This is a genomic window from Halanaerobium polyolivorans (assembly GCF_020711195.1).
Lineage (GTDB): Bacteria > Bacillota > Halanaerobiia > Halanaerobiales > Halanaerobiaceae > Halanaerobium > Halanaerobium polyolivorans.
In genome coordinates this window covers 22015-34263 of sequence record NZ_JAJFAT010000007.1, presented here as the reverse complement: position 1 = coordinate 34263, position 12249 = coordinate 22015, and the positions used below count along the sequence as shown (strand labels likewise).

At 37.6% G+C, this 12249-nt stretch carries 8 protein-coding genes; all 8 read right to left on the bottom strand.

All coding sequences use genetic code 11. From position 1 onward, the window contains the following. Positions 1-29 precede the first annotated feature (29 nt). The 8 genes from lpxD to LJ207_RS06130 all read right to left on the bottom strand — a co-directional run bounded on the left by lpxD (position 30) and on the right by LJ207_RS06130 (position 12186). Positions 30-1094 (bottom strand): UDP-3-O-(3-hydroxymyristoyl)glucosamine N-acyltransferase, encoded by a 1065-nt coding sequence (lpxD, locus tag LJ207_RS06165; protein ID WP_229345203.1) that lies wholly within the window; start codon positions 1092-1094, stop codon positions 30-32. A 16-nt stretch (positions 1095-1110) separates the two neighbouring features. Next, positions 1111-1455: a hypothetical protein gene (locus tag LJ207_RS06160; protein ID WP_229345201.1), complete on the bottom strand. Its 345-nt coding sequence runs from the start codon at positions 1453-1455 to the stop codon at positions 1111-1113. 14 nt (positions 1456-1469) lie between these two features. Next, positions 1470-2360 carry a hypothetical protein gene (locus tag LJ207_RS06155; RefSeq protein WP_229345200.1) on the bottom strand — a complete coding sequence of 297 codons (891 nt, stop codon included), beginning with the start codon at positions 2358-2360 and terminating at the stop codon, positions 1470-1472. A gap of 31 nt (positions 2361-2391) precedes the next feature. Then, complete coding sequence (locus LJ207_RS06150; protein WP_229345198.1) at positions 2392-2847, bottom strand: OmpH/Skp family outer membrane protein; 456 nt, start codon at positions 2845-2847, stop codon at positions 2392-2394. A 63-nt stretch (positions 2848-2910) separates the two neighbouring features. Then, positions 2911-4617, bottom strand: a complete 1707-nt coding sequence (locus tag LJ207_RS06145; protein WP_229345196.1) for a BamA/OMP85 family outer membrane protein — start codon at positions 4615-4617, stop codon at positions 2911-2913. 46 nt (positions 4618-4663) lie between these two features. After that, the gene (locus tag LJ207_RS06140; RefSeq protein WP_229345195.1) at positions 4664-9103 is read right to left on the bottom strand and encodes a translocation/assembly module TamB domain-containing protein; all 4440 of its coding nucleotides are present in this window, start codon (positions 9101-9103) and stop codon (positions 4664-4666) included. 38 nt (positions 9104-9141) lie between these two features. Continuing rightward, positions 9142-11121 carry a SpoIVB peptidase S55 domain-containing protein gene (locus LJ207_RS06135; RefSeq protein ID WP_229345193.1) on the bottom strand — a complete coding sequence of 660 codons (1980 nt, stop codon included), beginning with the start codon at positions 11119-11121 and terminating at the stop codon, positions 9142-9144. Positions 11122-11145: 24 nt separating this feature from the next. Continuing rightward, positions 11146-12186, bottom strand: a complete 1041-nt coding sequence (locus LJ207_RS06130) for a rod shape-determining protein (protein WP_229345191.1) — start codon at positions 12184-12186, stop codon at positions 11146-11148. Positions 12187-12249: the final 63 nt, after the last annotated feature.

Sequence of the window (12249 nt, the reverse complement as noted above, 5' to 3'; positions counted from 1 at the left end):
GGCAGAATAGCTAAAATTAAAAATATTTGCTATTCACTTTCCAATTCGGCTATTCTTTTTTCCAGCTCTTTAATTTTTTTAATATATTTAGGCAGACGACGCAGATAAGCCTGTTCTTTTAAGGCTTCTTTATGGTCATGAGCAGGTGCACCTGAAATAAAATCACCTGGCTTGGTTTTAGATGTAACCATGGCTCTAGCAGCTCCGGTAGTATTTTCAGCCAGCTTGATATGCCCAACCACTCCGGCCTGCCCACCAAGGGTTACTCTTTTTTCCAGGGTTGTGCTGCCGGCAATCCCTACCTGACCGACCAGCATTGACTCTTCTCCTACTTCAACATTATGAGCGATCATAACCAGATTATCTATTTTGGCACCTTTTTTGATCACGGTTGCCCCACTAGCACCCCTGTCGATAGTAGTGTTGGCACCTATCTCAACCTCGGCTTCGATGATCACATTTCCCTGCTGAGGTATTTTGTGATGACCTCTTTTATCACTTGCATAACCAAAACCATCTGAACCTATTACCGCTCCTGACTGGATTATCACTTTTTCGGCGATTTCACTATCCCGCTCGATTATGACACCGGGATGAAATAAGCAGTCAGAACCGATTTTTACATTTGGTCCGATTATAACCCCTGGAGCTAAAATAGTATTATCAGCAATTACTGCATTTGCGGAGATAATAACACCTGGATGAACAGAAATATTCTTGCCCAATTCTGCTGAATCAGCGATTACGGCTTTTTTTGAAATCTGAGCTGTATAATAGGGTCTATCGGTTAAAAGCTGAGCTGTCTGGGCAAAAACCCGGCGGGGATTATCATTAAGCAAAAATGTTTTATCAAAACTTTCTAATTCTAAGTTATCTAATAGTTCTGCTTTGGTAATTATTAATGCAGCTGCTGAATTTAAAGCTCTGCTTAAATATTCACTGCTGTCAGCAAAGGTTGCCGAATGCTCTGTGCATTCTTTGATCCCCCGGGCAGAATCGATTAAAAGTTCGGGATCACCTCTGAGCTCGGAATCACTATAATCTGCCAGTACAGCAGCCTTTATTCTAGAATCTTTAATCTTTTCTTCCTGCATTAGATCTGCCTCCTACTTAAAACCCATTATTTCTATCTATTTCTTTAATCAGATTTTCTGTAATATCTTCTCCACCTTTGTAAATGGGGTGTTTTAAAACAACCGTTTGATAATTTTTTCTTTCGGCCAGTTCTGCAGAACTTTCTTTAACAAGCTGCATGATCTCTGCCTCCAGCTCGGCATTTTGCTCAAACTCTCCCCCATTATTTTCTTTTAAATAATTTATATAGCTGCTTTCTGCAGTTACATGATCTAAATCAACAACAGCTGTAATCTGGCTTTCTTTTAAAGCAAAAGGGAGTATTAAGGCCAGCACAACTATCAGCACAGCTGCTGCTTTACGGTAATATTCCATCTTCAATCAAAGCCTCCAGATCAATAATATTTTTGCAGACTTTCTTCAATTAATGCTTCAATTCTTGCTGCTTTGTTTTCTCTTTCTCTGTCCATTTCAGCCCTAATCTCTGCTCTGATTCTTTCTAATTCTTCCAGCATTTTTTCTTCTTCAAGGGCCAGCATCTCATTGTGCTCATCTCTGATCTGCTGTCGATAAGAATAATATTCCTGGTTGAACTCTAAAATCAGGGTTTGGGTACGGGCAGAAATATTCATGTTCTCCTGTTCTCTTCTTTCTGCCATCAGTTCTTCCTGTTCTGCCAAAACCTCTTCCAGCTCGGCTTGATAGGGCCTTCTTTCTGCATCACTTTCTGCAACCTTATCAATTGCCAGGCGCAGATTTAAGATCCGCAGGTAATTATTTTTGATCTGCCTTTGATTATAGTCGGCATATCTTTCTCTAATTTCACGCCTCATAGCCTGCAGCTCTGAACTTAAATTTGCTTCAAGTTCTCTTCTTTTTTCCCGCATCAGCCTTGTTTCTCTGGCTTCAAGTTCAGCTCTAAACCGATCCAGCTCTCTCAACATCTCTTCTCGCAAACCATCCATTCTTTCTAAACCACGGTTGGTGATTACTGCCAGAGAGCTTTCTTTAGCGGACTCCATCAGCTCTGAACTCCTATTTCTAAATTCCTGTCGGAAACGCTGATGTTCTGCTTCCTGTTCAGCAAGTAGTGCCTGCAGATCTTTTTCAATTACCTGAACCTCCCCGGCTAAAGCTATACTTTCTCTTTCCACTTTATAGGCGGGATAATCTTCTCTGGGCTGTGGTGTGAAAACAAAAACAAGCAGAAATGCAAACAGCAGGCCCATGATTATAGCTGTTAAAAATTTAATAGATATCTGATGTTCATCAGGTCCTTCCACCATCAGCACCTCCGTTTTTTAAGTTGATAATTATTTACCACTGAGCCTCTATTCTTTCTAATACACTCTCGGTTAAATTATAGCCTCCATAGAGTATATATTCTTCTTCCAGCACAAATTTAAGCTCTTTTTCGGCTGCAGTTTCTTCTATTACTGCTAATAGCTCATCAATTACCCCAGCTAAAAGTTCTGCTTCCAGCTCCTGCAGCTGCTCTTGGTGTTTTTGAATAATTTCTTTTTGTTCACTACCACCGGCATCAGCATATTCACTTTCTATCTGCTGCTGGTATTCAGCTGCTTTTTGATTTAGGGTGTTCTCAGCAGCCAGTCTGGCCGGATGCTTTTCAAAGATCCTTTGTAAATTTACATAAGCCACACTATCAACACTCTGATCATTACTAAAAATACCGAGTGCTATCAAGGCTGCCAAAATTGCCAAGAGCAGCAGCAAAACTGCAATTTGAAATTTATTATTTTTCCAATTCATCATTTATCTGCCTCCAGATCAACTATATGCTCTATTTTATCTGCTTTTATTTTTTAACTTTTTTAATTAAAAGGTACTACCTATACTGAAGTGCAGCTGTCCTTCTCTATCTTCATTCCAACCATAATCCAATCTTAGCTGGCCAACAGGAGTATTCATTCTCACTCCCAGTCCATAACCATAATTTAAGTCACTGATTGAAATTTTTCCTCTTTCATCCCAGACATTACCTGCATCTGTAAATAATACTCCACTAAAACTATCATTAAAGGGAATTCTGTATTCTGCATTGAAAAGCAGCAGATTATTATTATCTCTATCTCTGAAATCGAAGTCACTTCGCTCATAACCGCGCAGGGTATCTGCCCCACCTAAGTTATACTGTTCTGAACGAGGTAAGTCTGTTCTGGGATAGCTAATTCCTGCCTTAGCTCTTAAAGCAATTGCATGGTCACTAAAAGCCGGGAAATATTTTCTGCTGTCAAGATTGAACTTGGTAAATTCTACATCTCCACCGATAAAATCTCCAGCATGTTCTATATTAAAGTTATTGACTGAACCACTACGGGGGTGAAAGCTACCATCAGCAGTATTTCTATTAAAACCTAAGGTTAAAGAACGCAGACTTGTTTCAGTATCATCATCATCAACATCATCAAGCCATTCGATTTCTGAATCTTCCAATCTATATCTGAGTGAGGTTCTCCAATTACGGGGTAGGGGTCTACCTAAGGTAACACTACCACCACGTTTTGATTCCTCATATCTTTCATCATCAATATTGGTTCTTTCAGTTGTTGTGTCATAAAGACTGAAGCCAAATGAATACTGGGTATCCCATAAATATGGTTCATTAAAGTTTAGTGAATAGGTTGTTGTATCACCAAACTGCCATTTAGCAGCAATTCTCTGCCCTCTACCAAAGAGGTTTTCTTCACTGACATCAACAAAACCTAACCAGCCATCTTTAGAACTGTATCCACCACCAAAGTTAAGCCTTCCTGTTTGGGCTTCATCAAGTGAGATCACAAGTTTAGCAGTGTTTTCCTCGGGATCTACTCTTTCTAGTTCAGGACTGATATTTTCGAAATACTGCAGCCTAAGTAGGTTTTGATAACCCTGCTGAATATTTCTGATATTAACTACATCACCCTCTTTAATCGGTAGTTCTCTTAATATTACCTTGTCCTGGGTTTTTTCATTACCTTCGATTTCTATGCCAACAAGATAACCGGGGTTGATTTCTATATTAAGTACCCCTTCTTCAGAAACACTAACATCTTTATAACGGGCTAAAATATAGCCGTCATCCTGAATTTTTTCCTGCAGCTTTCTCAAATTTTCATTCATTTTACGGGCATTTAAAACCTTATCTACTTCAAGATCGAGAATTTCCAAAATCTCTTCTTGACTGTAAATCTCTTCATAGCCGCTGAGATTGATCTCATTAATCACCGGATTTTCTACAACTTCAAAAATCACATGGAGTCCATCCTCATAATTTTCAAAAACTATATTTACATCAGCAAAATAGCCGAGATCATAAATGGCCTGCATATCATCTCTTAGTGCATCCTGATCGGTCTGTTCTCCAACCTCGGTTTCAACCTGAGATAGGATATCGAAATCACTGACATAATCATTGCCCTCAACCGAAATTTTTGTTATCTCATCGATCGGAATCTGCTGGGCAGAAGCAGAGACCGTTACAAATGCAAATAGAATTAAACTTAAGATTAAAATCGTCTTTATTGACAGGGATTTTGCTTTCATTATATTCCTCCTAAAATTATATCTTTATTTTTCAAACTTATGATCATTAAAATCCAAACTCAGTTTCAATACTGATTTGATATTCATCATCTCCAACATAGCTTCCTTTAAGAGATGTTATATCGGTTAAACGGTACTGAAAAGAAATTTCACTTTCTCTGTCTTCACCCTCAGCAAAAAAGTTTGCATATTCTAGATAAAAGCTATCGGTAATATTTTTGCCGAGATAAATTGCAAATTCTCTTTCTAATCCATACTGAAAAGCATCTATTTCTATTCTATCCAGGGCAAAAGCCCTCTGGAAATCACTTTCTATTTCACTGATCACATCTTCCTGTAAAAATACATTCAATAGTCTAACCAGTTCCTGGAAGATGATATTCTCTATTCCTACCTCTTCATCACCTAAAATGGCAGAACCTAAGGCACCTCTTGTTGTCAAAAGATGTAATATCTCTTCTTCTGTCATTTCAGGAGTAGAGGTTAAGGTAATCCGCATATTATCTGCTGGTCCGGTTAAATTAATATTGATCTCCCTACCACCGGCATAGGTAACCGCATTAACCCTTAAGGTAGGTATGTTATCCTCATCAACCGGAGTGAAAATTGCCTGACCATTAACCAAATTAAAACGGGAATTATAGTAATTAAATACTCCCTGGTCACTGCGCAGCCGACCTTCCATTTCCAGAGCATCATCTCTTGTATTATCAAAATTAATATTTAGGCTCCCACTTTGAACCAGAACATTCATATTAGGATTACGAACTCTTACCTCATCTAAAGGTACAATATCTATATCAACCCTTGGTATAAAATCATCTTCATCAAACTGGGGCTCTGGCCAAACAAAGGGTATGCCAATCTCCATATTAAATGCTTCTAGGTCACCTGTTAGAACCGGATCTAATAAAGGCCCGGTAAATTCTCCCTCAAGATTAAACTCACCATCAACTGAACCCCTCAAGAAATAGAGCCTTTCTCCTTTAAGATCCAGATTCCAGGCATTCTCTTCTGCAAAAAGATCTATATTTCCCCTAACATCAAAATTACCATCTGCAAAATATCCATCCAGTCTCTGCACTATAACATTAGAGCGCCTTAATTCTATTAAAGCATTATAATCTCTGATCTGATGGGATAATCCAATATCAAGACTGCGGCCAGCAATCCTGATTTCTCCACCTAAAATTGCTTCTTCTATACTGCCATCAACCCTAACATTACCATCTATTTGCCCATCAGCTGTCATGTCTTCTGAGAAAAAGGAAAGTAAAAAGGCTATCGGCATTTCATTTATTTCACTATTTAAATTAAGCTCATCTTCTAAAATGGAATAACTACCCTCTAACTGCAGATTTCCACCCTGGGGAAACTCTATTCTTTCTTGAAGAGAAATAAAATTACCATCTGCAAAGCTAAGTTCACCTTCTAAAGATTTTACAGCTATTTCATTAAGAGTAATCTCTGTCAGACGGTGTTCTAGCTCCACTAATGGGGCATCTATACTACCACTAATACCACCCTCACAGGCAAAATTAGCGATCAAACTCAGATTATAATCGAACTGCTTGTAGACAAAGTCAATCGGAATATCAGCAGAACTGAAATTCAAATCAAGTTCTCTACCTGCTTGACCACCCAGTTCAAAGCGGGCGTTTTGATTTTCACTAAAACTCCCCTCGATATCAAGTTGGGCACTGATATCCTGGCCTTCTCCGGTGATTAAAGCCTGGCCATTTAAGATCATATCTTCGGCCAGCGGATAAAAACCGGCAAATTTCTCGGCAGTGTTTTTAACTGGAACATCTAAAAGCTCTAACTCCAAATCTGCTTTTTGACTGGTTCTTAGATCTGCTAACTCTCCACTGAGATCATAACTCCCCTGATCAAGCATAAATTCAAAGATCTCAACTTCCAAAATATCCTCTAATATTAAATAGCTAAAACTGTTATCAATAAATTCTATTTCTAAGTTTTGATAACGCAGAGAATCAGAAAAAAGACTAAAATTCAGCTGGGGTGAAAAGATATCACCTCTTAGTTCACCCTCCAGATCTATAACTCCACTTAAAGTATCAGCTCTTGGAATCACTTCCCCTAGGTACTGATTTAGCTCAAAATTATTCAGCTGATAATCGATTGCAAAACCATCCTGTTGATCATAGCTTCCAGCAGCATTAAAGACCAGATCCTGATGAGCTAAATTTAATTCCTCCAGTTCAAAACGGGAATTTTCTCTGCTTATTCTAGCATTAAAAGTTGAAAATTCAAATTCCTGAGCTTCAGCCATAAAAATAGTATTATCTGCCTCTAGAAAAAGATTAATATCTGGATCAAGCAGAGTACCAGCTAAAGCAAGTTCAATATTAACCGCTCCAGCTAAAGGTAGTTCCCTATCAATAATCTCAGCAAGATCATTATAATAAAAATTATCTGTATTAAAACTTAGATCTATTTCTGCTTCTGCAGCTTGAACTAAATTATTAATTCTACCTGAACCCCTCAGTTCTCCCTGATTAAGGTCAGCTGAAAATCTCTGCAGCTCCAGATTATGGTCTTCATAAACAGATCGCAAAGTTAAATTTTCTAAATGATAATTCTGATAACTAAGATATGACATTTCAGCAGTTAAACTGGCTCTAGGATTATTAAAACTACTGCTGATTGAACCTTCAAGATGGTCAAAAACCGTATTTAAATCAGCTAAAATTTCCTGCTCAAAACCATTTAAAGTGGCGATTAAAGTGGGATCAATATCCCGACCGGCATAACTTAAATCTAAAATTTCTTCGTTAAAATTAATTTCTCCACTGAGATCTATTCTACCGTAATCAGATTCCATTTTAAAACTGCTCAAATTTAATATTTCTTCATAATACCAGAAAGAAGAAAGAAAAGAAAATTCTTTATCATCGCTGAGCCTTAGATCTAGACTTAATTCTCCAGTTGAAGAAAGGTCTCTATCTCCTGTATAAATCCCAGCAGTATCTATTAAAAAATCAAGCTCTTTAGCACTATCTGCCAGCAGTATATCTAAAGCAGCATTATCTATTTCAAATTGCTCAATTAAATTCTGCAGCTGCTGATTTAATTTAAGCTCTTCAGCTTCTGCTTTTAAAAGATAATTCCTGTTATTATAGTTATAGTTACCTTTTAAGTTAAGCTCTCCACCATCAGCAAAGTTAAATTGACCTGAATCAAGAAATATATTTTCTTCTAAAAGTCTAAACTCAAAACTACTCGCTGCTATTTCAAAATCCAAAGCTGTAGAAAGATTATTGGCTTTTAAATCCAGACTTCCTTTGTCTGGACTATTGTCTTCTCCCTGAACAGCTAAATTAAAATCAAAGATGCCCTCTTCTATATATTCTGCTAAAAAATCATAGTCAAGTCTAAAAGCATCAGCAGAAGCCTCAATTTCAAAACTACCATCTAAACTATATTTAAAAGCAAGTTGAATAATATTATTATCTATATCGATCAAATTCTTAGCAAAAACAGCCCTAAATTCGGGGCCATCTAACAAAAGATCTCCCTGGGCCAGGCTGAAGAGAAAATCTTCTCTCTGCTGACCTGCCTCAGTTTGATATTTATAATTAGCAGGCAGCTTCAGATCTTCCAGCCCTATTTCTGCATTATAGTTTTGAATACTACCCTCTGCTAAAGTGATCTGCCCTTTAAAAGCTGCCCGTCCCTCAAGCTTATCTGCTTCCAATTCTAGCTCAGCTAAATTATAATTTTGAAGTTCGATATACTGCCTGAGTTGGGCTAAATCTATTTGAGAAGTATTTAAATAAAAATCTGTCTGCTGAGCTGACTGTTTTAAATTAAGCTCTAATTTATCTAAATTAAAAGCACTTATATTTTGTCCATCAGGCAGCAGTACTTCTCTAAGCTCAATCTCCGAACCGAAATTAAGTTCAAACTCTTCTCTAGAACTGGCTCTTAAACCCAGATTAAAAGAGCTTAAACTGAAATCATAATCTTCCAGCCTTGAATGGAGAACAGAATCTTCAATATTTAAATCAAAATTGGCCAAAAAAGCAGGTAATTTAAGTTCTGCAGCTCTCTCTGCCAGTTGAGTTTCTAATTCTTCTTGCTCTAAATCATCAGGAGCAGGATCATCGGCAGGCAACTCAAAATCAAGCTGCTCGATCTCAATTACCGCATTTTTTAAACCGATAAATTCGATTCCGATAAAACCATTATCCCGTCTGAAGTTTAAACTGTAATCAAGCTCAAACTCTTCGGCTCTAAATGAATTACCGAGTTCATCACTGTACTCAAATTCTTTAAGGTTAATTCTATTCAGAGGCCATAAAGAAATGGATTCAAAAGCAATATCGCCGCCAATTTCTCTTTCCAGAAGAGCAATAATATCATCTTCAAAAAATCTTGGCAGGCCTGATAAAAGGCTAAAAACATAAGCAGCCAGGATTAAAAATATCAGAACACCAATTAGATATTTAATTTGCTTATCCATTTAAAAACCTCCACTAATCAGAATTCCCTTCCTTTAACCTAATTGTTATCTTCACCTGCTTCTGAGTCTGCCTCGTTTTCTCCTTGGAAATTTTCTTCAGAACTATCTTCTTCATCAACTTCGATTTCTGCAGTTGGCTCAGAATCATCTTCTTCAGCCTCTTCATCTAAAGCCAGAATATCTATATCTAAATTGAGGCTTCCTTCAAGCACATAATCTGTGGCATATCTTTCTCTGATTTCTTCTTCCTCAGCGATTTCTGGATGTGGCTCGACTTCTTCATCATTTTCAGGTTCACGCTCAGGTTCTGGAATCTCATCTTCATCTACTGCTTCCTCACCACCTGGTGCTTGGTCACTACTTTCTAAATATTCTGAGCGGGAAAAAGCTGGATAAAGCTGTAAGATCAGATCATTATTATCTGGACTATCAAGATAGCTCTTAAGCATTGATTCAAAGCTTGTATGACCGGAAATTTCTGCTCTTCCATTTGAACTGCTCTGCAGCTGACTGCTATTTTCAAGCCTGGCAGTTTCCCCTGTAAATCCACCATCTATAAAGAGGGTGGCCAGACCTGGCTCAACATCTTCAGGTATCTGGAGGCTGACAACTTTAGTTTCGGTTCCATCCCGGTAACGATGTAGGGTTACCTCTACCTCAAGTTCATCACCTGGATATACTTCATCATTTAAAACCTCAGCTTCTTGAATTAAAGCAACACTATCTGATTTATCTATGTCAATTTCTAATCTAATATCTATTAGATTGATTTCTTTAAAAGGATTGGTAGTTATTAAATTAATAAGTCCGGCAAAATCATTTAAAGAAACCATCGCAATATCATTGCGGCTGTAATACATATCTGATGACTCTACCTGTAAATCGGGTAAACCTCTCCCCATTATTTTTAAATTAGAGCGAGCTGTTCCAGGACCGATTCTATCCAAAGCGGCATCGATCGACTGAAGAGCTGCACTATTGGCTAAACCTGGGAAAAGAGATTCATCATTGATAATCTGTAAGCTAACTTCTTTTGCTAACTCCCCATCTTCAGTAATTGAAACATAAAGAGGGATTATCCTGGGAAATTGACCTATTCTGCCGGCTATACCAGCCCCTCTATCCTGGGTTATAGAGCCGATTAAAGTCTGATAAGGAGAACTCATTTTAAAAGGTGCCTGCATACTTGGAATTACTTCATGTACAAAGGCCCTACTTAGAAGATAATTTACATCTCCCCGATTTGTAAACTGATGAGCAAAAGCAATAATCTGATTTTCATCTACATAACTAACAGTTCCAGTTGAGCCGACATTGATATCTCCTCTAACAAGCTGAACTGCTATGGCATCTCCTGCTTTAAGATCATCATGTTCCTCTTCTTCATCCATTACGCCGGGACTTACAAAAACATCTAAATCTAATTCTTCCATGTCTTTTTCTAATCTTTTTAAAGCCCGACCACTCATACCACTAACCATCAAAGGTGTGTTTGCTCTAGCGAGATTTTCAGCTAAAGAAATTGATTCACTTCCTAGCTGTTCTTCCTCTTCTAATTTATCTTCGATTTCTCCTTCAAATTCTTCATCAAAAAATTGATCTTCATCAAGTTCTTTATTTTCTAAAAGCTCCAGCATTTTTTCGATTGGGGTTACCAAACCATAGCGGTGGTCACTAAAATTCCAGCCATAACCGATAGCACCAATTAATTTATCATCAACATAGATTGGACTACCACTCATCCCGGAAGCAACCCCACCGGCAGCTTCCATTTTTTCTCCACTTACTTTGATCAAAATTAAATTATGGTCAAAATTTCTGTTTCTAGTTACACTAATGATTTCAACCGGGAATTCTTCAACCTCTGTACCCCTAAAAACTGTTTTACCATAACCACTCATACCTGGTTCTACATCTTCTAAAGGCATTATATCTTCAGCTGCTGCTGCAGCAATTGATAGGCTTAAAATCATTATAGTAGTAAGTAAAAATACAAATAAAACTTTTTTATTCTTCAAAATATCATTCCTCTCCAGATAGATTTAAGAAGAGCTTCCTTTATCTCCCGTACTTAAAACATTAGATATCTTATCCAGTTCTGATAATGCATGACCTGTACCTTCTGCAACACAAATAAGGGGGTCATCAGTTACAAAAGCTCCAACTTCTGTATTGGCTGAGATAAATTTATCTATTCCTTTTAAAAGAGCTCCTCCACCTGTTAATATTATCCCTTTTTCAACTATATCACCAGAAAGTTCTGGTGGTGTTTTCTCTAAGACTCTTCTGGCAGCATGAGCAATATTATCTAAAAGCTCTCTAAAAGCCTTTTGGGTTTCTGCACTAGTAATTTCTATATGGCGTGGTAAACCGGTCATCAAATCCCTGCCCTTAACTTCATAACTCTTTTCAAGCTCAGGATCTGCAGTGCCGATATTGATCTTTATCTCCTCAGCAGTAGACTCACCGATTACAAGATTATAGTGTTCTCTAACAAAGCGAACTAAGGCTTCATTAAATTTATCTCCCCCTACTCTAATCGATTCACCGGTGACTATTCCTCCCAGTGATAAAACTGCAATTTCGGTAGTTCCACCACCAATATCGATTATCATATTACCTTCTGCTTTTTCTATCTGTAGTCCGGAACCGATGGCTGCTGCAATAGGCTCTTCTATCAAAAAGGCCTGTCTAGCTCCTACCTGAAGTGCAGCTTCAAGTACAGCCCTGCTTTCAACACCTGTAACACCTACCGGAATACAAACCATGATCAGGGGCTTAATAAAACGGCTTTTTACCCCAACTTTTTTTAAAAAGCTCTTTAACATTAACTCTGCTACTTCAAAATTTGCTATAACACCATCTTTTAATGGTCTAACAACCTTAATATGATCTGGAGTTCTTCCTAACATCCTTCTTGCTTCTTCCCCAACCGCAATCACACTATCACTTTTAGTGTTGATAGCAACAAAAGAAGGTTCCTGTAGTACTATCCCTTTATTTTCTTCATAAATAATTACTGTAGCTGTTCCAAGATCAATTGCAATTTTTTTGCTGAATTTATTCAAAATTTTTGTAAACATAAATGCCCCTTTCACTAGCTAAAAGCTTAGTTAAATTTATAATCTACCCATTATATTTAATTT

Coding starts and splice junctions, on each gene's coding strand:
- lpxD (WP_229345203.1), bottom strand. CDS start 1,094: ATGCAGGAAGAAAAGATTAAAGATTCTAGAATAAAGGCTGCTGTACTG.
- LJ207_RS06155 (WP_229345200.1), bottom strand. CDS start 2,360: ATGGTGGAAGGACCTGATGAACATCAGATATCTATTAAATTTTTAACA.
- LJ207_RS06150 (WP_229345198.1), bottom strand. CDS start 2,847: ATGATGAATTGGAAAAATAATAAATTTCAAATTGCAGTTTTGCTGCTG.
- LJ207_RS06145 (WP_229345196.1), bottom strand. CDS start 4,617: ATGAAAGCAAAATCCCTGTCAATAAAGACGATTTTAATCTTAAGTTTA.
- LJ207_RS06140 (WP_229345195.1), bottom strand. CDS start 9,103: ATGGATAAGCAAATTAAATATCTAATTGGTGTTCTGATATTTTTAATC.
- LJ207_RS06130 (WP_229345191.1), bottom strand. CDS start 12,186: ATGTTTACAAAAATTTTGAATAAATTCAGCAAAAAAATTGCAATTGAT.